The sequence below is a fragment of the Mycobacterium sp. UNC410CL29Cvi84 genome (assembly GCF_000686745.1).
GTDB classification, from domain to species: domain Bacteria; phylum Actinomycetota; class Actinomycetes; order Mycobacteriales; family Mycobacteriaceae; genus Mycobacterium; species Mycobacterium mucogenicum_B.
Window position 1 is genome coordinate 35,841 of record NZ_JMLM01000014.1, and the last position, 19,658, is coordinate 55,498.

Consider the following 19,658-nt stretch of genomic DNA (forward strand, 5'->3'; position numbering starts at 1 on the left):
TGCGTCAGCCTATCGAGCCCGGCCGCGCGTCAGCCGAGTTTGCGGAGGCGCGGCTCCAGGTCTGTCTTGAACAGCTCCAGGAAGCGGCGCTGGTCCTGCCGCGGGTCGTGGAACACCAGGTGGTTCAGGCCCCAGTCGACGTACTGCTTGACCTTCTCGACGGCTTCGTCCGGGTCGGAGGCCACGATCCAGCGCTTGGCAACCTGCTCGATGGGCAGCGCATCGGCGGCCGCTTCCATCTCGATGGGGTCGTCGATGGAGTGCTTCTGCTCGGCGGTCAGCGACAGCGGCGCCCAGAACCGGGTGTTCTCGAGAGCCAGTTCGGGATCCGGGTCGTACGAGATCTTGATCTCGATCATCCGGTCGACGTCGTCGGGGTTCTTGCCCGCAGCCTCGGCACCCTCGCGCATGGCGGGGATGAGCTTGTCCTTGTACAGCTCCTCGCCCTTGCCCGAGGTGCAGATGAAGCCGTCGCCGGCGCGGCCGGCGTACTTCGCCACCTGCGGCCCGCCCGCGGCGATGTAGATCGGGATACCGCCCTCGGGCACGTCGTAGATCGAGGCGCCCTTGGTCTTGTAGTACTCGCCCTCGAAGTCGACGCGGTCGCCGAGCCACAGCTCACGCATCAGGCGCACCGACTCACGCAGCCGCGCGTAGCGCTCCTTGAATTCGGGCCATTCGCCTTCGTAGCCGGTGGCGATCTCGTTGAGCGCCTCACCGGTGCCGATACCCAGGAAGATCCGGTCCGGGTACAGGCAGCCCATGGTCGCGAACGCCTGCGCGATGACGGCCGGGTTGTAGCGGAACGTCGGGGTCAGGACCGAGGTGCCCAGGATCAGCCGCTCGGTGCGCTCGCCGACCGCGGTCATCCAGGCCAGGGAGAACGGGGCGTGGCCGCCGGTGTGACGCCAGGGCTGGAAGTGGTCGCTGACGGTGGCGCTGTCCATGCCCGCCGCCTCGGCGGCGACCGCCAGCTCGACGAGTTCACGCGGCGCGAACTGCTCCGCCGACGCCTTGTATCCCAGTCTGAGTTCAGCCATGAGTCCCGTTCCTGTTCGTCGCCTCTGCCGCGGCCCTTTTGCTCCTCGCGGGCGCAATTCCATTTCTACTCTGCCTACACTCGCGTCATGGCGGCAGCCCTGAGCGCGATCTCCGACAATGTCCACTTCGCCCAGACCGACCTCGTGAACTGGACGCTCGTCAGCGACGACAGCGGGGTGATCCTGATCGACGCGGGATTTCCCGGCCAGCGCGACGACGTCCTGCGTTCACTGCGCGACCTGGGCTTCGAGGCCGGCGATGTCCGGGCGATCCTGCTCACCCACGCGCACGTGGACCACCTCGGCGCGGCCATCTGGTTCGCCAAAACCCATGGCACGCCGGTGTTCTGCCACGGTGCCGAGGTCGGCCACGCCAAACGCGAGTATCTGGAACAGGTTTCACCGGCCGACCTGCTGACGCGGGCCTGGAACCCGCGGTACCTGGCGTGGTCGATGCACATCGTCGGCAAGGGCGCGCTGGTGCGCGAGGGCATCCCGACCGCGCAGGCCCTCACCGAGGACGTCGCGGTGACGCTGCCGGGCAGCCCGCAGGTGATCCCGAGCCCGGGGCACACCGGTGGGCACTGCTCGTACGTGTTCGGCGACGTGCTGGTCGCCGGCGACGCCGTGGTCACCGGTCACCCGCTCGTCACCAAGGGCGGCCCGCAGCTGCTGCCGCAGATGTTCAATCACGATCAGGCGGCGTGCGAACGCAGCCTGTCCGCGCTCGGCCTGCTCGATACCCAGGTGCTGCTGCCCGGCCACGGGCCGGCGTGGCGGGGCCCGGTGCGCCAGGCGGCTGAACTGGCGTTGCAGCGACGCTGACACCCGCCGGCGTCAGACGCCGTGTTTGACCAGTTCCAGGAACAGTACGAACAGCCCGGCCAGGAGCAGTCCGCCGGCTACGACGACGGCGGGCAGGAAGAGCATGTGATCGAGCTCTTCGTCGTCAAAGGTGTTGTTGCCCTGGGCATCACGGTTGATGGGACCGTAGAACACCTTGCCGAAAGTGGACCAGCGCACCGCGCGTGCGCGCCGGCGATGCGGGCTATCCCGGGGCGTCTTGGCGACGTACGTGCGCGCCGCCATACCGGCCCCCAACACCAGCACGGCGGCGATCAGCAGCAGACACCCGACGGTCCAACCGGTGAGCACAAATCAAGCGTATCCACCTGATCGCCGGCGCGACCTGGATTCTGCAGCCTCTGGTGAGCCGCTAGTGGATGTCCGGGGTCCGCACGTGCTCGGGACGGAAACCGCGGCCGACCAGCAGCGGCGGAATGTATTGCAGCGGGCCCTTTCCCACGAACGACGGCACCTTGATCGGTGACAGGTCACCGGCCAGGTTGGGTTCGATGAACTGGTCCTGCGCCAGCACCTGGCCGGCCTGGATGATGCGGGTCGGCAACTCGCGGCGGCGTTGCACCTTGGCCAGGTCGGAGTCGGCGAGCAGGCCGTTACGCAGTGGGCCGCACAGGATGTTGGCGGCGGCGACGGCGTCGGCCACCGCCAGGTTGATGCCGACGCCGCCGGCCGGCGACATCGCGTGCGCGGCGTCACCGATGCACAGGAGCCCCGGCCGCCACCAGGTCTTGAGCCGGTCCACGCGGACGTCGAGGTGGCTGGTGTCGTCCCAGGACTTCAGGTCCTCGACGTGCTCACGCAGTTGCGGCCGCACCGACACCAGCCGGGCCTTGAAGTCGTCGAGCGAGCCGCCCTGCGGATTGGTGCCCTTCGGCATGAGGTACGCGACCTGCCAGTAGTCGCCGCGATAGATCATCGCCATCAGCAGACCCTTGCGGATGACGCCGAACAGTTCCTGCGGATCACCCGGGCGCCAGCCCAGCCGGAACCACAGCACGTCCATGGGGCTGTGCGCGCTCGCCATGGCGAGCCCGGATGCCGCGCGCACCGCGGACTTGCGGCCGTCGGCGGCCACCACCAGATCGGCGCGCACCTCCAATTCGGGCGTGCGCACTCCGGCGACGCGGCCGTCCTCGATGATCAGGTCGGTCACCTCGGCGTTGCGGATCAGCGTGAATTCCGGGTAGGCGGAAGCCTTTTCCGCGAGGAAGTCCAGGAAATCCCACTGCGGCATGAGCGCGATGTAGGGCTCGGGGAACCGCAGCACCTTCAGCGCACCGAAACTGCCGAAGGTCCGCAGGGTGCCGTCGGCGTCCATGCAGACGCGGGTGATCTTGGTGTGCGGCAGCTTCAGGAACTCGTCGATGAATCCCAACTCGTGCATGACGCGCAGCGTGGTGGGGTGGACGGTGTCGCCGCGAAAGTCGCGGAGGAAGTCGTTGTGCTTCTCCAGCACGACGACGTCGATCCCGGCGCGGGCCAGCAGTAGTGCGTGCACCAGACCCGCGGGTCCACCACCGGCTACACAAACCTGAGTCCGCAGCACGCGCGTCATGCCCCGACACTAGCCCGCCGAGATGGCCGAATCAGGGCTTCATTTCAAAACTTGACACGTGTAAAGTTTGCGGCCATGGACAACATCCGCGGCAAGACCATCGCGATCACCGGGGCCGCACGAGGTATCGGCTATGCCACCGCCAAGGCCCTTCTCGCCCGCGGCGCGCGCGTCGTCATCGGCGACCGGGACGTCGCAGTACTCGAGTCGGCCGTCTCTGAGCTGGTCAAACTGGGCCCGGCCACGGGATACCCGCTCGACGTCACCGACCGCGAATCCTTCGAGGTGTTCCTGGACAAGGCCCGCAGCGACGGCGCCGGCCACCTCGACGTCCTGATCAACAACGCCGGCGTCATGCCCATCGGCCCGTTCCTCGACGAGACCGAGCAGTCCATCCGATCGGCGATGGAAGTCAATCTGTACGGCGTCCTCACCGGGTGCCAGCTGGCGCTGCCCGAGATGGTCGCGCGCCGGCGCGGTCACATCATCAACATCGCGTCGCTGTCCGGCCTCATCCCGTTGCCGGGGCAGGTCGTCTACAACGCGACCAAGTTCGGCGTCGTCGGATTGACCACCGCGCTGGCCGACGAGGTCGCCCCGCACGGCGTCGAGGTGTCGGTGGTCATGCCGCCGTTCACCCGGACCGAACTCATCTCGGGCACGTCCGAGACCATGGCGGTCAAGCCCGTCGAACCCGAGGAGATCGCCGCGGCGATCGTCAAGACCCTGGACAAGCCCAAGACGCACGTCTCGGTGCCGGCCGCACTCCGATTCACCGCCCAGGCCGCGCAGCTGCTCGGCCCGCGCGGCCGGCGCTGGATGAACAAGAAGCTCGGTCTCGACACCGTCTTCATGACATTCGACGCCGCCAAGCGGCAGAGCTACACCGAACGCGCGCACGCCGCGCAGGGTGTCATCGAGAAAGACTGACCACACCGCCGAGAGTGCGGTTGTGCGCCAATACCCTTGCGGTATTGACACATAACCTCACTTTCGACGTGCGCTGACGCATCCTGGGGCCACGGGGGCCAGGCTCGCCGGAACGAATTCTGCGAACGTGGTGCTCACGGAGCAGAACCCTGCGAGAGGAGCAGTCATGACAGAAACCACCGCACCCGCACCGGCACTCAGCCTGGCGGAGCTGAACAACGGCGGCCCGTTCCTCGCCGCCGCCGGCCTGCACGTGACCGAGGCGACGGGCCAACTCGTCGTCGGCACCATCGAGCTGGGCCCCGAGCACCACACGCCGTGGGGCGTCGTGCACGGCGGCGTCTACACGACCGCGGTGGAATCCGCGGCCAGTATCGGCGCCAGCGCCGCAGTGGCCGATCGCGGCCAGTTCGCGGTCGGGGTGCACAACAGCACAGACTTCGTCCGCTCCGCCACCGGCGGCACCGCCACGGTGCGCGCCGTCCCGGTACAACAGGGCCGCAGCCAGCAGCTGTGGGACGTGACGATCACCGACGCGAACGGCAGCCTCCTCGCGCGCGGCAGCCTGCGCCTGCACAACCTCGACCTGCGCCGCTGAGACCTACAACTCCCTGAGTGTCTCAAGGGCTTTCGCGGATTCGCTACCGGGGTCGGCACGGAATGTGATCACGTGCTGCCCACCGGAATGCGGCAGATTCAACCGATTGCGGCGCAGGAAGAGCTCCCCGACCACCGGGTGGCGCACGTGCGTGACACCGGCCCGGTAACCGACATCGGCCCGCGACCACAGCTCACGGAATCGCGCGCTGGCAGAAGACAGTTCACTGACCATGCGCTGCAGATACGGATCGTCGGGATGACCACCGGTCACCTCGCGCAGACCACCGACCGCGATCTCCGTCGCCTCATCCCAGTCGACGAAGAAATCCTTGGCCGCCGGGTCCAGGAGCCGCCACGCCAAGATGTTCTGTCCCGGACGGAAACCCGGCGCCAGCGCACAGGCGAGTTGGTTGGCGGCGAGCACAACCTGGTAGCGATTGGCCACGAACGCGGGCATCGGGAACTGATCGATCAACTCGTCCAGCTCGTCGGCGACCTGCTCCAATTCTGATTTATCCCAACGGATTCCGGTGGGATTGGCCAGCTTGTGCAGATACTCCGTGCCGTTGATGTCGAGCTGCAGCGCACGGGCCAAGGCATCGAGAACCTGCGGAGACGGGTTTGTGTCGCGGCCCTGTTCGAGTCGCAGATAGTAATCAGAACTGATGCCGGCCAGCAGCGCCAGTTCCTCACGGCGCAGGCCGGCCACCCGGCGGCGGCTGCCGGCGATCAATCCCACATCCTCGGGACGGACCTGTTCCCGCCGAGACCGCAGGTAATCGCCGAGCGCGTTCCCCTTCACCATCGCTCGAGCCTAACCCTGCCAATACCAGGATCACGGCGGCGTTCCCACAGAACTTGTCCCGGCCTGATGGTGGATATCAGCAGACAAGGAGCGTGGACCATGAAACGACAGGACGTCGAATTCACCGCGGCCGACGGAGTGACGCTGCGCGGCTGGCTGTTCGTTCCGCACGGCGCGGGTCCGCACCCCGCGATCACGATGGCCCATGGCTTCGCCGGCGTGAAGGAACACGGCTTGGCGCGGTTCGCCGAATTGTTCGCCGATGCCGGATTCGTCGTCCTGGTGCACGACCACCGGGGTTTCGGCGCCAGTGACGGCATGCCGCGCGGCGACGTCGACCCGTGGGTGCAGATCGCGGATTGGCGGCGCGCCATCTCGTTCCTGGAAAGCCACCCGTGGGTGGACCCGACGCGAATCGGCTTGTGGGGCACCAGCTACGCCGGTGGGCACGCGATCGTGCTGGGCGCCACCGACCGTCGGCTGCGGGCCGTCGTGGCGCAGGTCCCGACCATCAGCGGCTATCAGCAGAGCCTGCGGCGCGTGGCCCCGGAACACGTGGCAGCACTGGAGGCCGCGTTCATCGACGACGACCGCCGCCAGTTCCGCGGCGAAGCGCCCGCGGTGCAGGCCGTCGTCGGTGACGACCCGGCAGTGCCCGCCGCATACCGGTCCGCGGAGGCCATCTCGTTCTACACCCAGCCGGTGCCGGACGGGGTGTGGGACAACACGATGACGGTCCGGTCGTCGCGCGCCGCGCGCATGTACGAGCCGGGTACCTGGATCGCGCGGGTTTCGCCCACGCCGCTGCTCATGGTCGTCGGGCTGCGGGACACCGTCACCATGACCGATCTGGAACTGCAGGCCTACGAGCAGGCACTCGAGCCCAAGAGGCTCGTCACCGTCGCCGGCGGGCACTTCGCCCCCTACCTCGACCAGTTCCCGACGGCCGGCGGCGCCGCCCGCGACTGGTTCACCGAACACCTCGCCTGAAAGGACCTCAGCATGACCACCTTGAACTACAACGTGCTGGTGCACGACGGACTGCGCCGCCACCGCGAGCAGCGCCTGCCCGACGGCAGCCCCATCGTGTCCTCCCCGGTGTCGTCCACGCTCATCTTCGGCGAGCACGACGCCGTCCTCGTCGACCCGCCGTTCACCCACGAGCAGATCAGCCGCGTCGGCGATTGGATCGAGCACTCCGGCAGACGTCTGACCGCGATCTACGCCACGCACGGCCACGGCGACCACTGGTTCGGCACCGATGTTCTGCTGCAACGCTTTCCCGGTGCGGTTGCCTACGCGACCGCGGGCACCATAAGCAAGATGCACGAGCAGGCCGTGGCCGGCCGCGCCCAGATGTGGGACGTCGACTTTCCCGGCATGATCCCGCCCAGCCCCGTTGTCTACCAAGAGGTTCCCGCCGACGGGTTCGAGTTGGAGGGTCAGCGCCTCGTGCCGATCGAGGTGGGCCACACCGATACCGACGACACCACCGTTCTGCATGTGCCGTCGATCGGCCTGGTCGTCGCCGGTGACGTGGTCTACAACGGCGTGCACCAGTACCTGCTGGAAAGCGACCACGGTGGCATCCGCTCCTGGCTGCGCGCGCTCAACACGGTCGCGGCACTGCACCCCCGCGCCGTGGTGGCGGGACACAAGAACAAGAACCTGCCCGATGATCCCGCGGCCATCGACGAGACCCGTGACTACCTGCTCGACGCCCAGCGCCTGCTGGCCGGAAAGCCCAGTCCGCGTGAGTTTTTCGACTACATGATCCGTCTGTATCCGGACCGGCTCAACGTCGGGCCGGTCTGGTACAGCGCCCTGGCCCTCCTGTCCTGAAAGGCATTCCACCATGGTCATCGATCCCGCCGATCTCGATCCCACCTCGAGCTACAAGCTGCTGATCGGCAGCGTCCTGCCCCGGCCGATCGCCTGGGTCAGCACCGCCTCGACCGAAGGCGTGGGCAACATCGCGCCCATCTCGTTCTTCACCGTCGTGGGCCGCTTCCCGCCGGTGCTGTCCATCAGCCTGCAACCACGGTCCGATGGTGTGACGCTGAAAGACACATTCGTCAACATCCGCGACACCGGCGAGTTCGTCGTCAACATCGCGACCATCGACAACGCGGACATCGTGCACCGCTCCGCGTTCGAATTCGACCACGACGTCGACGAATTCGACACCCTCGGCCTGCACAAGGCCGCATCGGAGACCATCGCGGCGCCGCGTATCGCCGAGGCGCCGATCTCGTTCGAGTGTGAGGTGGACCGCATCATCCCGATGCCGCCCCTGCCCGACCACGTCGTGTGGGGACGGGTGACGAAGATCCACATCCGCGACGAGCTCTATCTGCCGAACGGACGCATCGACGTCGGTGCGCTGGGCGCGTTCGGCCGCCTGGCCGCCGAATACTCGCTGATCGACAACATCTTCACGACGCCGCTGCCCGACGACGTCGTGAAGACGCTCAGCACCCGGCGGGCCGCCCGCCTCGACGGGAAGCCGACCGACTTCTCCCCCATCGACACCGCGGCCTGGTCCGCGTCAGGAGCAACGAAATGAGCGGCTGGCAGGACGGTTTCGCGCAGCAGTCCCAGACCACGTTCGCGGCTGAGTTCGCCGACGACATCGTGCTGGACGCCACCGCCTTGGCGGCACCCGTCCAGGGCAGAGACCTCGTCGCCACGGTGATGGCCACCGCGAGCTCGATCTACGAAACCCTGGAGTTCACCGAATCCGCGCAGGCCGGCTCGACGAGCTATCTGCAGTGGCGGGCAACGGCTTTCGGCGGCATGCAGATCCGCGGCGTGACCATTCTGGACCGCGACGCCGCGGGAAAGATCACCAACGCCGCCATCCATCACCGGCCACTGCCGGCCGTGTTGCGGTTCTCCGCGGAGATCCAGGATCGGCTGTCCGGCGTCCTTTCGGCCGAACATTTCATCGGGCAGGCGCCGTTCCCGGCCGGCTGAGCCGTCTGCGAGGCAATTCCTCACAGCTGCAAGGAGACCGGTCCTGGCGAGCAAGAGCCGGAGCCACGCACCATGAGGCATGCCCACGTCCGCCTGGCTCTCGATCGCCCGCGCCGCGGCGGCCCTGGCCGCGGCGATGGGCATCGGCCGGTTCGCCTACACGCCGATTCTCCCGCTGATGACGGGCCACGCCGGCCTCACCGCGCAGGCCGCGGGGCAGTTGGCGACCGCCAACTACGTCGGCTATCTGATCGGCGCGGTGGGCGCCGCCGTCTCGCCGCGGCTGGCCCGGTCCGTCGCCGTGTGTAGGGCGTCCCTCCTGATCCTGGTCGTGACGCTCGCGGCGATGACGCTGAGCACCAACGTCGTCGAGTGGGAAGCCCTGCGGCTGGTGGCCGGCATCGCCAGCGCGCTGGTCTTCGTGATCGCCGTCAACACACTGATGGATCATGGGCATCCCGCCCACCACGCCGGCTGGGCGTTCAGCGGCGTCGGTATCGGCATCGCCTTGTCCGCGGCCCTGCCCGCCACCAAAGACTGGCAGGTCGCCTGGTGGGCGGCGGCGGGCCTGGCCGCACTGCTCAGTGCGTTCGCGTGGAACATGCATCCGGGCACCTCCGGTGACACCCCGAAAGCACCTGCGGGACAGAAGGGCAGCGCCCGCGGCCCCCTGGCGTTGCTGATGGCGAGCTACACCCTCGAAGGTGTCGGCTACATCATCGCCGGCACGTTCCTGGTCGCCGCGGTCGCACAGCAGTCACCCGGCGGACTCGGCAGTGCGGTGTGGCTGTTGGTCGGCCTGGCCGCCGCCCCGTCGGCCGCGCTGTGGGCGCGGTTCACCGGCCGCTTCTCGTATGCCGCACTGCTCGTCGCCGCGTTGCTGCTGCAGGCCGCCGGGATTGCTGGGGCGGGCCTAGGAAACGAGGCAACAGCACTATTCGGCGCCCTCCTGTTCGGTGGCACCTTCATCGGCATCAGCACCCTGGCGCTCGCCGCGGGCCGCGCGCTGCAGTTCCCCGGCGCCGTCGCGCTGCTGACGACGGGTTACTCCGTCGGCCAGATCGTCGGTCCTGTCGCGGTGGCGCCCCTGCTGCACAACGGTTTTCAGCAGGCGCTACTCGCCGGTGCTGCCGTCGTGCTACTGGCCGCCCTGGCCGCGCTGCTGATGTGGATCAGTGGACGGCAGCCACGCCGCGTCATCGATTCCCAGAGCGGCGGCGTCCCGCGTGAGCGCGTCGACGACAGCGTGAACGGCAGGGTTGTCTTCTCCCCGCCGCCACACGAGTGACCACGTCCACAACGGCGTCGGCTGAATCACCGGACGGCGCACCAGGTCTCGCGGCAGGGCATCGGTCTGCCCTCTGGGATTGTTGAGCACCGGACGGCCCAGCTGGCGGACATGCTCGAAGAACGTCGGACCCGTGACGCCGCCGTCGTCGGTGCGCATCACCCGCGCGCCGGTGTCCGCGGCGAACTGCTCGCCGTAGCGGTTCCACGACTCCCAACTCGCGGTGTCCGAATCCACCAGCACCAGGGTGTCTTTCGCGTGCACGGGCGAGTCGTCGGCGCCGACGCACAGCGCGAACAGCCGGTCCACCCCCATCAGCCGGGCTTCCAGTTTGAGGTCGGCCAGATCGTCGGTCTGCACCCAGCAGATGGCCAGATCGAGGATGCCCTCGGCGACCCGGGCGGCCTGCGCGTGCGACGGCATCACCCAGGTGTCCACACGCAACTGCGCGACGCCGGCCGCACGTTCGGCCAGGTCGGTCGGGCACCAGTTGACATAGCCGATGCGGATCGGCTCGGAGTTCGACAAACCGATTGCCCGCCTGCGGAATTCGTCGGCCTCTGCCACCAGGGACCGGGCATGTGGCAACAACGACGCGCCCGCCGCCGTGAGGCGCACCGACCGGCGGTCACGATCGAACAGTTCCACCTTGAGATCGCGTTCGAGCGCCTTGATCTGCTGGGACAGTGACGGACCCGCGATGTGCAGCCGCTCGGCCGCCCGCCCGAAATTCAGCTCATCGGCAACGGCGACGAAGTACCGAAGTTGCCGTAGCTCCATGTCGACAGCGTAGTAGGCAGAACCTCTCAGCAGAAAGCGAATAAGTCCCGCGGCAGCGGCATCGACGCGGGCCGGCCGCGGTTGTGAAGGGCAGCACCATCAACCGAGAGGAACCACCCCGATGAGCACAACAACCCGCGTCGCGATCGTCACCGGCGCGTCCCAGGGCATCGGCGAAGCGCTGGTGGCCGGCTATCGCAAGCTGGGCTACGCCGTCGTCGCCAACTCCCGGACCATCGCCGAGAGTGACGATCCCCTGGTCCTGACCGTCGCCGGCGACATCGGCCGGCCGGGCGTCGGACAGCAGCTCGTCGATGCCGCGGTCGAGCACTTCGGGCGGGTCGACACCGTCGTGAACAACGCCGGCATCTTCATCGCAAAACCGTTCACCGAGTACACCGACGCGGACTATGACGCCATCACCGGCGTGAACTCCCGCGGCTTCTTCGAACTGACCCGCGCCGCCATCAGGACCATGGAAGCCCAGGGCGACGGCGGGCACGTCGTCACCATCTCGACCAGCCTGGTGGATCAGGCCAACTCGCAGGTGCCCTCGGCCCTGGCGTCACTGACCAAGGGCGGCCTCAACGCGGCGACGCGAGCGCTGGCCGTCGAGTACGGCAGCCGTGGAATTCGTGCCAACGCCGTCGCTCTGGGCATCATCCGCACCCCGATGCATGCGCCGGAGACCCATGAGTTCCTGTCGGCGCTGCACCCGGTCGGCCACATGGGCGACATCTCCGACGTCGTCGACGGCGTTCTGTATCTGGAGAACGCCACGTTCGTCACCGGCGAGATCCTGCACGTGGATGGTGGTCAAAGTGCCGGGCATTGAGATGATCGACGCGGTTCATAGCGTTTTGGACCGGTGGCAGGCAGGCATTGCCGCCCACCGGCCGGACCAGGTCGCGGCGGTGTTCACCGAAGATGCGATATTCCAAGGACTTCGGCCCTACAGCGTCGGGCGGCAGGGTGTCTTCGATTACTACGACTCCCAGCCGGTCGGCCTGACGGTCGACTACCGCATCAACGAGATCCGCGAACCCGCGGCAGGTGTGGTGCTGGCCTACACCCGCGCCGACTTCACCCTCCCCGACGGTCAAGTGATCAGCCTGAACCTGAGTGTCCTTGTCACACAAGGTGTCAACGGCTGGCAGATCGCGCACTACCAGGTCTCGCAGATCGGCTGACGCGCAGATCAGAACTGCGGGACCGGCTCCCCGACTCGGTAGGCCTCGATGACATCGAGGTTCGCCATCAACTGCTCGACGGTGAAGCTGTAGATCTCGCCGTCCTCTTCGGTGCCGACGAGGATGAGCTGCGGCTGGTCCGGATCGGAGACCCAGATCCGCGTCACCAGCTCACGCGGATCGTCCTCCGTGGATTCGAACCCTGACGGCGGGTAGTACCAGATCAGGTACTCGTCGTTGGAGTAGTCCGAATCGAAAACCCAACCGCGCGGCAGGATTTCGCCTGCGAGCCGCCCGACGGCCTCGACCTCGGCGTGCACCTCGTCGGGCAGCCAGTTGGCATTACGCGTGGTCTGCCGCTTCTTGCGACGGGCCTTCTTGGCCGCCGTCTGCTTGGACATCTCCCAGCCCCCTAGCTCAGCGCCTGATCCAGGTCGGCGATCAGATCCTCGGTGCCCTCGAGCCCGACGGAAATGCGCACCACGCCGTCGCCCAGACCGATCGCGGCCCGGCCCTCCGGTCCCATCGCGCGGTGCGTGGTGGTGGCCGGGTGGGTGATCAGCGTCTTGGAATCGCCGAGGTTGTTGGAGATGTCGATGACCCGCAGCTTGTCGAGCACCTCGAACGCCCGGTCCTTGCCGCCGTCCAGTTCGAAGGTGACGACGGTGCCGCCGCCGCGCATCTGCCGCTTGGCCAGGTCATGCTGCGGATGGGACTGCAGGAACGGGTATTTCACCCAGTTCACGCCGCGCACGCCTTCCAGGAACTCGGCCACGCGCTGCGCGGAACGGTTCGAGTAGTCGACCCGAACAGCCAGCGTCTCAAGGCCTTTCAGCATCGTCCAGGCGTTGAAGGCGCTCATCGCCGGGCCCGTGTGCCGCATCAGCTGCTGCACCGGGCCGGAGATGAATTCCTTGTCGCCGAGGATCGCCCCGCCGAGCACCCGGCCCTGGCCGTCGATGTGCTTGGTGCCCGAGTACACGACGACGTCGGCGCCCAGCTCCAGCCCCTGCTGCAGCAGCGGTGTCGCGAAGACGTTGTCCAGCACCACCTTTGCGCCGGCGGCGTGCGCCAGCTCGGACACCGCGGCGATGTCCACCAGCGACTGCATCGGGTTGGACGGCGTCTCGAAGAACACCGCGGTGGTCGGCACCGACAGCGCCTCCTCCCACTGCGACAGGTCGTCACCGTCGACGAAGACGGTCTCGACGCCCCAGCGCGGGAGAATCTCGTTGCACACCACGAAGCAGGAGCCGAAGAGGCTGCGCGCCGCGACCAGCCGGTCGCCGGCGGCGAGCAGCGCACCCAGCGCGGTGAACACCGCCGCCATGCCGGTGGCCGTCGCGAAAGCGGCCGGCGCCCCTTCGATGAGCCGCAGCCGTTCCTCGAACATCTGGATGGTCGGGTTGCCGTACCGCGAGTACACGTACCGGTCGATCTCGCCGGTGAACGCCTGCTCCGCGGCCGCCGCCGACTCGTAGACGTACCCCGAGGTCAGGTACATCGCCTCGGCGGTCTCCTCGAACTCGGACCGCAGCAGGCCGCCGCGCACGCCGATGGTCGCCTGGCTGACGCCGTCGGGCAACGGTGCGGGGACCCGGACCGAGGGAACGCCGTCGGCGTTCACGCCTCTCACGACTGCACCCAGGGCAGTCCGATGGCGCGCCAGCCGCTGCCACCGCGGTGGCGGTTTTCGTCGAGGTTGCCCTCGAAGCCGTCGAGCACGTTGTACGACGGGCCGATGCCCGCCGCCGTCGCCGCCTCGGCCGCACCGATCGAACGATTACCCGAGCGACAGAGGAACACCACCGGCCGTTCGCCGGGCGTCACGCCCGCGGCCAGCAGGTCGTCGACGAAGCTGGTATTGCGCTTGCCGTCATTCGACACCCACTCGATGTACACAACGTCACGCCCGAGGCTGGAGATGTCGGGCACGCCCACCCAGCGCCATTCGGCGTCGGTCCGGCAGTCGACAAGCACCGCCTCGGGGTTCTCACTGAGCAGGTCCCAGGCCTGCTGCGGCGTGATATCTCCCGCGTAGCTCACGGATGCGAGTCTGTCACAAACTAGCTCGGGACCGGCGAGCACACCTTCCATGCGCCGTCCTCGTTCACCAGCACCACCGGCGCCGTGGGCTTCTGATCCGGCGTCTTGTCGAAGTGGTACATCAGCACGGCGGTGGCCTTCTGACCGTCGAACTTGATGTCGCGCACCTCGTCGACGTAGCGCTGCCCGTTCTTGGCTGCCGAATCTTCTTGCTTGGCAAGCACATCCGCCTCGGTGCCGGCCTGGGCCTTGCAGGTGTACGTCTGGAAGCGCGCGTAGTCCTTGCGCTGCAGCCCGTCGTTCTGGCCGACGACCGCGGTACGCACCAGCTGCTCCGGCGTCGGATCATTCCGGCCGAAGACCCCGATCGCGTTCAGGACGGCAATTATCACCACGAGGACCACAATCAGCGCCAGCGCGGCCAGGAACGGGCCCAGCGTCTGCCGCGGCTGCGATTCCGATTCGGTCATGGTGCCGTCCCTGTCTGGTTGATCGCGGCCGAGTGGTTGAGCACAGCGGCCACCTGGTGCGCGCGGTCACGCGCCCGCACGACGTCCGGCGCCGTCGCCAATGCCACGCACACCTCGCCGGAGAGCCGCACGTCGCTCTCGGCGATGGCCAGCGCATCCGGCAGTGCGCGCGCGAGCGCCGCGCGGTCCGACGACGGGCGGCTGACCTCACCGGCCGCCGGCGAGATCATGATGGTGTCGACCGGCAGTCCGAGGACCGCCCGCGCATGCAGGTCGAACTGCGACAGCCGCTGCGAGCGCGTCGTCACGAAGCCGGCGCCGGTCAGCATCGGGTGGACCGTCGCGAAGTACACCTCCTCGGCCCCCGACTCCGGGTCGGCGCCGAGCAGCAAGTCGACCGTGAACAGCCCCGTGCCGCCGAGCTTGCCCACGATCCGGGCGGCGATCGAGCGCGCCGCGTCCAGCGCCGACTCCGACAACAGCTGCGGCTGCCACAACTCCAGCGGGCCCCCGTTGTCGCGGCGGTGACCGATCGGCTCACAGAACTGCACCACCGGGCCCGCCTGGCCCTGCGTCCGCACCGTCAGCATCGTGAACTCGGCCGCCACGTCGACGGCCGTCTCGGCCATCACCCGCTCACCGCCCGCGGCCACCGCACGGTGCCACGCGACGTCGACGTCCTCGAGACGCGACAGCACCGAACGGCCCGCGCCCTCGGTTCCCGGATGCGTCACCGGCGTGATGGTCAAGGGCAGCCCCGCGTGCTCGGCCACCGCGGTCAGCTCGTCGACCGATCCGGCGAACCAGAACGGGGGCGTAGGCAGCCCGAGCTCGTCGGCCGCCAGGGTGCGCAGCGCCTCGCGATCGGAGGCGAGCCGCAGGGCAGCCGGCGTCGGGAACACCGCGACTTCATCGAGCCCGGCCAATGCCTGCACGACGTCGGCGCCGAGGTCCGCCGCCGGGGACTGCACCACCACCAGCTGCGGGGTGTGCCGGTCGATCAGGGTCCGCAATGCCTCCCCTCCCGTGGGCGCGGGCACCGCGGTCGCCCGCGTCCCCAGCCGCTGGAAGGACAGCACCAGTTCACTGCTCAGCTCACCGGTGCCGAGAACCAGAACCGTTGTCCGATCCACCAAGTCACCAACCTCCCCCGTCGCTCGCTCGCCCCGTCGACCACTCTCCCCGTCAACCCAACCTGATGTCGACGTAGCACCATCGCCAGCTCTCCCCCGGCTCGACCGACCGCATCACGGGATGGCCCGTGCGGCGATAGTGCTCGTTGGCGTGTTGGTGCGGACTGGAATCACAACAACTGACCTGCCCGCACGTCAGACACATCCGAAGGTGCGCCCACGTATCCTCCCCAAGTGCCGCACAGTCACCACAGCGGCCGGGCGTCTGCGGCTCCGGTTCAGGTTGGCCGACAGCGTCGGCGAGGTGCGTGCAGGTGGTCGGGGAATTTTCTTCACGCGGTCGCGTTGCCCGTGACTGCATCCATTTCCCCAGCATGTTGAACAAGGATAGGGCTGGCTGACCGAGGAGGTTCGAGGACGTGGGTGCCCCACTGCTGGCAGTGCTGGTGGCCTCGGTGTTGTTGGCCGCGCTGGCCCGCCGATACGACGTCTCCGCGCCGCTGGGACTCGTCGTCGCCGGACTGGCCGTCGGGCTGATCCCCGGCGTGCCGGCCATCGAGATGCAGCCGCAGTTGGTCATGTTCGTCGTGCTGCCGCCGCTGCTGTGGTCGGCCGGGCTGGAGAGCAGCTATCTGGCGCTACGCAAGAACGTCCGCCCCATCGGGCTGCTCGCCGTCGGGCTGCCGCTGGCCACCACGCTGGTAGTGGGGTTTGTCGCGTTTCACACCGTCCCGGAGCTGACGGTCGCCGCGGCCCTCACCCTGGGCGCCATCGTCGCGCCGCCCGACGCGGTGTCCGCCGCGGCCATCGGCCGCCGGCTGGGACTGCCGCGCCAGATCATGACGCTGCTCGGCGGCGAGAGCCTGCTCAACGACGCCACGGCACTGACCGCGTACAAGGTCGCGCTGGCCGCTGCCGTCGGCGCGGCCGCGACCTGGCAGGGCGCATTGGGCACCTTCGCGCTCGCCGCGGCGGGCGGTGTCGTGATCGGCGGCCTGATCGGCTGGCTCATCGAGTTCATCCGGACGTGGCTCGACGACCCGTTGGTCGAGAGCGCCATCGGACTCGTCGCACCGTATTTCATCTACTGGCTGGCCGAAGAGGCACACGGCTCCGGGGTGATCGCGGTGGTCGTCGCCGCACTGTTGCTCGGACAGCGCGCGACCCGGGCGTCGTACGCCACCCGGCTGCAGGACGACGCGGTGTGGAAGTCGATCCAGCTGGTACTGGAGTCGTTCGCGTTCCTGATGATCGGCCTGCAGCTGCCGACGGTCATCGACGAGCTGACCGGCATCCGCGCGGTCACCCTGATCGTGGCGTCGGCCGCGGTGCTGGCGACGGTCATCGGCATCCGCATCGTCTGGGTGTACGTCATGGCCTACACGCCGCGGATGCTGTTCCGCGGCGTCCGTGAGCGAGAACCCACGCCGACCCCGTCGCAGGTCTTCATCGTGGCGTGGGCGGGTATGCGCGGCGTCGTGTCACTGGCCGCGGCATTCGGTGTGCCGATGACGACACTGGCCGGTGAACCCTTCCCGGGGCGGCCGCAGCTGGTGTTCCTGACGTTCGTCGTGGTGGTCGGGACGCTGCTGTTGCACGGCCTGACGCTGCCGTGGCTGATCCGCGTGCTGGACGTGCGCAGCGAGGCCGAGGCCCACCAGGACGCCCTGGAACAGGCCGCGGCGTCGAGTCGTGCCGCGCAGGCAGCGGCCGACCGGCTCGATGAATTGCTGGCGCGCAGCAGCGATTCCAGCGCCCAACAGCACGTCGGCGAGATATTGCAGAACTGGAACGACCGGCGCCGCAACGCGGTGTGGGAGCGACTCGGCCGCAGTGACGACGACATCGGCGAGAGTCCGGCGTCGGCCATGCGTCGGCTGCGGCTGGAGATGCTGGCGGCCGAGCGCGAGACGTACATCGCCGAACGCGATGCCGGGAACATCGACGACGAGGTGCTGCGGTCGGTGCTGCACGGGCTGGATTTGGAAGAGGCAGCGCTCAACCGGGAGTAGGGCTCGGGTCCCGCGCCGAGAAGGACCAAATGGCTGCTGATCAGCCTACATAGCCGCCATTTGGTCCCTTTCGATCCACGATGGAGCCGATCAGCCCGCCCACACGTCTAGAAGACATGCTGATTCCCTTCGTCGGGGGCGACGCGATCGCCGCCGGCGTGTTGACCCGAGCGCAATTGCGCCACCGCTACCGACCGATCTTTCATGGCATCTACGTCCCTCGACATCATCAAGTGAAGTTGCGCGACCGGATTCGTGGAGCCGCCCTCGCGGTGCCACTCGGCGTCATAGGCGGGGTCGCTGCATCTGCAGTGCACGGCGCGAAGTGGGTGGATGACGATGTGCCCATCGATGTCGTCGCACTGTGCAAAGGCCAGAGTGGACTCGTCGTCCGGCACGACTCCTTGGCCGACGACGAAGTGGTCACCATCGGTGGCGTGCGCGTCACTTCCCGGGTGCGCACGGCTTTTGACCTGGCTCGCCACCTACCCCGGGACACCGCCGTCGCGCGGCTCGATGCATTGATGAACGCTGCCCCGTTCGGGTTCGAAGGCGTCCACTTGCTCGCGAAGCGGCACCCAGGGGCGCGGGGGTTGGCTCGCCTACGGAAGGCGTTGCCTCTGGTCGACGGCGCCGCTGAATCGCCACGTGAAAGCCGGCTGCGGTTGTTATTCATCGACGCCGGATTGCCCACGCCCACAACTCAGTACGTGGTTCGCAACGAGTTCGGGCGCTACGTCCGCCGGATCGACATGTGCTGGGAGGAATTCAAGGTCGGTGCCGAGTACGACGGCGTCCAGCACCTGACTGATCGACGCCAGTACTCGATAGACGTCTGGGCCAACCGGGAACTGCTGAGGCTGAAGTGGCACGTCATCCATGTCATCAAAGAGGACTCCGGGGTCGAGATTGTCGAAGACGCCCGCACTGCGCTGCTCGAGCGGGGATGGTCCGGGTTGCCCTAGCCCGAGAAGGACCAAATGGTCGCTATTGCAGCCAAAGAGCGACCATTTGGTCCTTCTCGGCGACAGACTCTTGACCCGCCTCACAACATCACCTAACCTACAACCAAATGGTTGTAAATACTTCCCCTGAGGCCTTCACCGATGCGGAGATCGACCGGATCTTCCACGCATTGGCGGACGCCACCCGCCGCGACATCGTCGCCCGCACGATGCGCAGCGACCAGTCGGTGAGCGCGCTCGCCCGCGGCTACGACATGAGCTTCGCCGCGGTGCAGAAACACGTCGCGGTACTGGCCGGTGCCGCGTTGGTGCATAAAGAGCGCCGCGGCCGGGAACAACTCGTACGTGCGGTGCCCGAAACCCTGCACCGCGCGGGCGTGCTCCTGGAGCGGTACGCGGCGCTCTGGCACGACCGTGCCGCGAGCATCGAGGCGATCCTCGCCGAAGACGGTTACCCACCACACGAAAAATCAAGCAGCACAAAACGAAAGGACCACCGATGACGGTGATCAGCAGCGCCGCCGACCCGCAAGCCCTCACCATGACCTTCGTGGCCGAGTTCGCCGCGCCGCCGGCGCGGGTCTGGCAGGTGTGGGAAGATCCGCGGCAGCTGGAACGCTGGTGGGGTCCGCCGACGTGGCCGGCCACCTTCACCCGGCATGAGCTCACCCCGAGCGGGCAGTCGCGCTATCACATGACGGGTCCCGAGGGCGAGAAGGCGCCGGGCTGGTGGACCACGCTCGAGGTCGACGCACCGTCGCGGCTTCTCATCGAAGACGGCTTCTCGCAGCCCGACGGCGAGCCCGACCCCGAAATGCCCACGATGCGCCTCGAGGTGTCGTTCGACGCGATCGGCACCGGCACCCGGATGACGATCGTCACCCGGTTCACCGACCTCGAACAACTCGAGAAGGTGACCGCGATGGGCATGGTCGAGGGCATGACCGGCGCCCTCGGCCAGATCGACGCGCTGCTGGCTGCCTGACCGAAAACGACTGAAAGAC

Annotated in this window: 24 protein-coding genes and 1 pseudogene; 14 read left to right on the forward strand and 11 right to left on the reverse strand. The window is 67.9% G+C overall.

Going from position 1 to position 19,658, the window contains the following annotated elements:
* Positions 1 to 29 precede the first annotated feature (29 nt).
* The gene (gene fgd, locus BR47_RS0119915) at positions 30 to 1,040 is read right to left on the reverse strand and encodes a glucose-6-phosphate dehydrogenase (coenzyme-F420) (RefSeq protein ID WP_020100654.1); all 1,011 of its coding nucleotides are present in this window, start codon (positions 1,038 to 1,040) and stop codon (positions 30 to 32) included.
* Between the two features lie 87 nt (positions 1,041 to 1,127).
* Between fgd and BR47_RS0119920 the strand changes: the two genes are divergently transcribed.
* Positions 1,128 to 1,865, forward strand: coding sequence for an MBL fold metallo-hydrolase (locus tag BR47_RS0119920; protein WP_029120563.1), 738 nt, complete (start codon positions 1,128 to 1,130; stop codon positions 1,863 to 1,865).
* 12 nt (positions 1,866 to 1,877) lie between these two features.
* Here BR47_RS0119920 and BR47_RS30985 read toward each other — a convergent pair whose 3' ends face one another.
* Positions 1,878 to 2,195, reverse strand: a complete 318-nt coding sequence (locus BR47_RS30985; RefSeq protein WP_036427606.1) for a hypothetical protein — start codon at positions 2,193 to 2,195, stop codon at positions 1,878 to 1,880.
* Between the two features lie 61 nt (positions 2,196 to 2,256).
* Positions 2,257 to 3,459: an FAD-dependent oxidoreductase gene (locus BR47_RS0119930; RefSeq protein ID WP_020100657.1), complete on the reverse strand. Its 1,203-nt coding sequence runs from the start codon at positions 3,457 to 3,459 to the stop codon at positions 2,257 to 2,259.
* A 75-nt stretch (positions 3,460 to 3,534) separates the two neighbouring features.
* Here BR47_RS0119930 and BR47_RS0119935 point away from each other — a divergent pair, with 75 nt between their 5' ends.
* Together BR47_RS0119935 and BR47_RS0119940 are read left to right on the forward strand one after the other, a co-directional pair.
* Complete coding sequence (locus BR47_RS0119935) at positions 3,535 to 4,389, forward strand: SDR family oxidoreductase (protein ID WP_020100658.1); 855 nt, start codon at positions 3,535 to 3,537, stop codon at positions 4,387 to 4,389.
* 166 nt (positions 4,390 to 4,555) lie between these two features.
* On the forward strand, positions 4,556 to 4,987 hold the full coding sequence (locus tag BR47_RS0119940; RefSeq protein WP_051634906.1) for a PaaI family thioesterase: 432 nt from the start codon (positions 4,556 to 4,558) through the stop codon (positions 4,985 to 4,987).
* Between the two features lie 3 nt (positions 4,988 to 4,990).
* Here BR47_RS0119940 and BR47_RS0119945 read toward each other — a convergent pair whose 3' ends face one another.
* Positions 4,991 to 5,794: a helix-turn-helix domain-containing protein gene (locus tag BR47_RS0119945; protein WP_029120565.1), complete on the reverse strand. Its 804-nt coding sequence runs from the start codon at positions 5,792 to 5,794 to the stop codon at positions 4,991 to 4,993.
* Between the two features lie 99 nt (positions 5,795 to 5,893).
* On the opposite strand from BR47_RS0119945, the gene BR47_RS0119950 reads away from it, so the two are divergent.
* The 5 genes and pseudogenes from BR47_RS0119950 to BR47_RS0119970 all read left to right on the forward strand — a co-directional run.
* Positions 5,894 to 6,784 carry an alpha/beta hydrolase gene (locus BR47_RS0119950; protein ID WP_029120566.1) on the forward strand — a complete coding sequence of 297 codons (891 nt, stop codon included), beginning with the start codon at positions 5,894 to 5,896 and terminating at the stop codon, positions 6,782 to 6,784.
* 12 nt (positions 6,785 to 6,796) lie between these two features.
* Positions 6,797 to 7,636 carry an MBL fold metallo-hydrolase gene (locus BR47_RS0119955; RefSeq protein ID WP_029120567.1) on the forward strand — a complete coding sequence of 280 codons (840 nt, stop codon included), beginning with the start codon at positions 6,797 to 6,799 and terminating at the stop codon, positions 7,634 to 7,636.
* Between the two features lie 13 nt (positions 7,637 to 7,649).
* Positions 7,650 to 8,360, forward strand: a complete 711-nt coding sequence (locus BR47_RS0119960; RefSeq protein ID WP_029120568.1) for a flavin reductase family protein — start codon at positions 7,650 to 7,652, stop codon at positions 8,358 to 8,360.
* Positions 8,357 to 8,770, forward strand: a complete 414-nt coding sequence (locus BR47_RS33555; RefSeq protein ID WP_020100665.1) for a hypothetical protein — start codon at positions 8,357 to 8,359, stop codon at positions 8,768 to 8,770. The genes BR47_RS0119960 and BR47_RS33555 overlap by 4 nt, the downstream gene beginning before the upstream one ends.
* Before the next feature lie 178 nt (positions 8,771 to 8,948).
* A pseudogene (locus BR47_RS0119970) lies at positions 8,949 to 9,869 on the forward strand (YbfB/YjiJ family MFS transporter); the annotation flags it as partial.
* 39 nt (positions 9,870 to 9,908) lie between these two features.
* Here the strand turns inward: BR47_RS0119970 and BR47_RS32730 are convergent.
* Positions 9,909 to 10,838, reverse strand: a complete 930-nt coding sequence (locus BR47_RS32730; RefSeq protein WP_081831352.1) for a LysR family transcriptional regulator — start codon at positions 10,836 to 10,838, stop codon at positions 9,909 to 9,911.
* Positions 10,839 to 10,959: 121 nt separating this feature from the next.
* On the opposite strand from BR47_RS32730, the gene BR47_RS0119980 reads away from it, so the two are divergent.
* Together BR47_RS0119980 and BR47_RS0119985 are read left to right on the forward strand one after the other, a co-directional pair.
* Positions 10,960 to 11,673 (forward strand): SDR family NAD(P)-dependent oxidoreductase, encoded by a 714-nt coding sequence (locus BR47_RS0119980; RefSeq protein ID WP_029120571.1) that lies wholly within the window; start codon positions 10,960 to 10,962, stop codon positions 11,671 to 11,673.
* Positions 11,660 to 12,028, forward strand: coding sequence for a YybH family protein (locus BR47_RS0119985; RefSeq protein ID WP_029120572.1), 369 nt, complete (start codon positions 11,660 to 11,662; stop codon positions 12,026 to 12,028). Before BR47_RS0119980 ends, BR47_RS0119985 begins: the two co-directional genes overlap by 14 nt.
* 8 nt (positions 12,029 to 12,036) lie before the next feature.
* Here BR47_RS0119985 and BR47_RS0119990 read toward each other — a convergent pair whose 3' ends face one another.
* Genes BR47_RS0119990 through BR47_RS32735 form a run of 6 tightly spaced genes read right to left on the reverse strand, consistent with a single transcriptional unit; the run spans position 12,037 to position 16,038 of the window.
* Complete coding sequence (locus BR47_RS0119990) at positions 12,037 to 12,429, reverse strand: hypothetical protein (protein WP_020100670.1); 393 nt, start codon at positions 12,427 to 12,429, stop codon at positions 12,037 to 12,039.
* Between the two features lie 11 nt (positions 12,430 to 12,440).
* Entirely contained in the window at positions 12,441 to 13,655 is a 1,215-nt protein-coding gene (locus BR47_RS0119995; protein ID WP_029120573.1) for an O-succinylhomoserine sulfhydrylase, read from the reverse strand.
* A 5-nt stretch (positions 13,656 to 13,660) separates the two neighbouring features.
* Positions 13,661 to 14,074, reverse strand: a complete 414-nt coding sequence (locus tag BR47_RS0120000; protein ID WP_020100672.1) for a rhodanese-like domain-containing protein — start codon at positions 14,072 to 14,074, stop codon at positions 13,661 to 13,663.
* A gap of 20 nt (positions 14,075 to 14,094) precedes the next feature.
* On the reverse strand, positions 14,095 to 14,544 hold the full coding sequence (locus BR47_RS0120005) for an Rv0361 family membrane protein (protein WP_020100673.1): 450 nt from the start codon (positions 14,542 to 14,544) through the stop codon (positions 14,095 to 14,097).
* Positions 14,541 to 15,680, reverse strand: coding sequence for an ATP-grasp domain-containing protein (locus BR47_RS0120010; protein WP_029120574.1), 1,140 nt, complete (start codon positions 15,678 to 15,680; stop codon positions 14,541 to 14,543). The genes BR47_RS0120005 and BR47_RS0120010 overlap by 4 nt, the downstream gene beginning before the upstream one ends.
* 49 nt (positions 15,681 to 15,729) lie before the next feature.
* On the reverse strand, positions 15,730 to 16,038 hold the full coding sequence (locus BR47_RS32735) for a UBP-type zinc finger domain-containing protein (protein ID WP_081633387.1): 309 nt from the start codon (positions 16,036 to 16,038) through the stop codon (positions 15,730 to 15,732).
* Positions 16,039 to 16,096: 58 nt separating this feature from the next.
* Between BR47_RS32735 and BR47_RS0120015 the strand changes: the two genes are divergently transcribed.
* From BR47_RS0120015 to BR47_RS0120030, 4 genes are all read left to right on the forward strand, one after another.
* Positions 16,097 to 17,689 carry a Na+/H+ antiporter gene (locus BR47_RS0120015; protein WP_020100675.1) on the forward strand — a complete coding sequence of 531 codons (1,593 nt, stop codon included), beginning with the start codon at positions 16,097 to 16,099 and terminating at the stop codon, positions 17,687 to 17,689.
* A gap of 80 nt (positions 17,690 to 17,769) precedes the next feature.
* Positions 17,770 to 18,654: a putative endonuclease domain-containing protein gene (locus tag BR47_RS0120020; protein WP_081831353.1), complete on the forward strand. Its 885-nt coding sequence runs from the start codon at positions 17,770 to 17,772 to the stop codon at positions 18,652 to 18,654.
* A 107-nt stretch (positions 18,655 to 18,761) separates the two neighbouring features.
* Positions 18,762 to 19,157, forward strand: a complete 396-nt coding sequence (locus BR47_RS0120025; protein ID WP_020100677.1) for an ArsR/SmtB family transcription factor — start codon at positions 18,762 to 18,764, stop codon at positions 19,155 to 19,157.
* The gene (locus BR47_RS0120030; protein ID WP_029120576.1) at positions 19,154 to 19,639 is read left to right on the forward strand and encodes an SRPBCC family protein; all 486 of its coding nucleotides are present in this window, start codon (positions 19,154 to 19,156) and stop codon (positions 19,637 to 19,639) included. The genes BR47_RS0120025 and BR47_RS0120030 overlap by 4 nt, the downstream gene beginning before the upstream one ends.
* Positions 19,640 to 19,658: the final 19 nt, after the last annotated feature.

What these genes read in the sequence shown, in the direction of transcription:
- fgd (WP_020100654.1), bottom strand. Translation starts at nt 1,040, where the DNA reads ATGGCTGAACTCAGACTGGGATACAAGGCGTCGGCGGAGCAGTTCGCG.
- BR47_RS0119920 (WP_029120563.1), top strand. Translation starts at nt 1,128, where the DNA reads ATGGCGGCAGCCCTGAGCGCGATCTCCGACAATGTCCACTTCGCCCAG.
- BR47_RS0119930 (WP_020100657.1), bottom strand. Translation starts at nt 3,459, where the DNA reads ATGACGCGCGTGCTGCGGACTCAGGTTTGTGTAGCCGGTGGTGGACCC.
- BR47_RS0119935 (WP_020100658.1), top strand. Translation starts at nt 3,535, where the DNA reads ATGGACAACATCCGCGGCAAGACCATCGCGATCACCGGGGCCGCACGA.
- BR47_RS0119940 (WP_051634906.1), top strand. Translation starts at nt 4,556, where the DNA reads ATGACAGAAACCACCGCACCCGCACCGGCACTCAGCCTGGCGGAGCTG.
- BR47_RS0119945 (WP_029120565.1), bottom strand. Translation starts at nt 5,794, where the DNA reads ATGGTGAAGGGGAACGCGCTCGGCGATTACCTGCGGTCTCGGCGGGAA.
- BR47_RS0119950 (WP_029120566.1), top strand. Translation starts at nt 5,894, where the DNA reads ATGAAACGACAGGACGTCGAATTCACCGCGGCCGACGGAGTGACGCTG.
- BR47_RS0119955 (WP_029120567.1), top strand. Translation starts at nt 6,797, where the DNA reads ATGACCACCTTGAACTACAACGTGCTGGTGCACGACGGACTGCGCCGC.
- BR47_RS0119960 (WP_029120568.1), top strand. Translation starts at nt 7,650, where the DNA reads ATGGTCATCGATCCCGCCGATCTCGATCCCACCTCGAGCTACAAGCTG.
- BR47_RS33555 (WP_020100665.1), top strand. Translation starts at nt 8,357, where the DNA reads ATGAGCGGCTGGCAGGACGGTTTCGCGCAGCAGTCCCAGACCACGTTC.
- BR47_RS32730 (WP_081831352.1), bottom strand. Translation starts at nt 10,838, where the DNA reads ATGGAGCTACGGCAACTTCGGTACTTCGTCGCCGTTGCCGATGAGCTG.
- BR47_RS0119980 (WP_029120571.1), top strand. Translation starts at nt 10,960, where the DNA reads ATGAGCACAACAACCCGCGTCGCGATCGTCACCGGCGCGTCCCAGGGC.
- BR47_RS0119990 (WP_020100670.1), bottom strand. Translation starts at nt 12,429, where the DNA reads ATGTCCAAGCAGACGGCGGCCAAGAAGGCCCGTCGCAAGAAGCGGCAG.
- BR47_RS0120005 (WP_020100673.1), bottom strand. Translation starts at nt 14,544, where the DNA reads ATGACCGAATCGGAATCGCAGCCGCGGCAGACGCTGGGCCCGTTCCTG.
- BR47_RS32735 (WP_081633387.1), bottom strand. Translation starts at nt 16,038, where the DNA reads ATGCAGTCACGGGCAACGCGACCGCGTGAAGAAAATTCCCCGACCACC.
- BR47_RS0120020 (WP_081831353.1), top strand. Translation starts at nt 17,770, where the DNA reads ATGGAGCCGATCAGCCCGCCCACACGTCTAGAAGACATGCTGATTCCC.
- BR47_RS0120025 (WP_020100677.1), top strand. Translation starts at nt 18,762, where the DNA reads ATGGTTGTAAATACTTCCCCTGAGGCCTTCACCGATGCGGAGATCGAC.
- BR47_RS0120030 (WP_029120576.1), top strand. Translation starts at nt 19,154, where the DNA reads ATGACGGTGATCAGCAGCGCCGCCGACCCGCAAGCCCTCACCATGACC.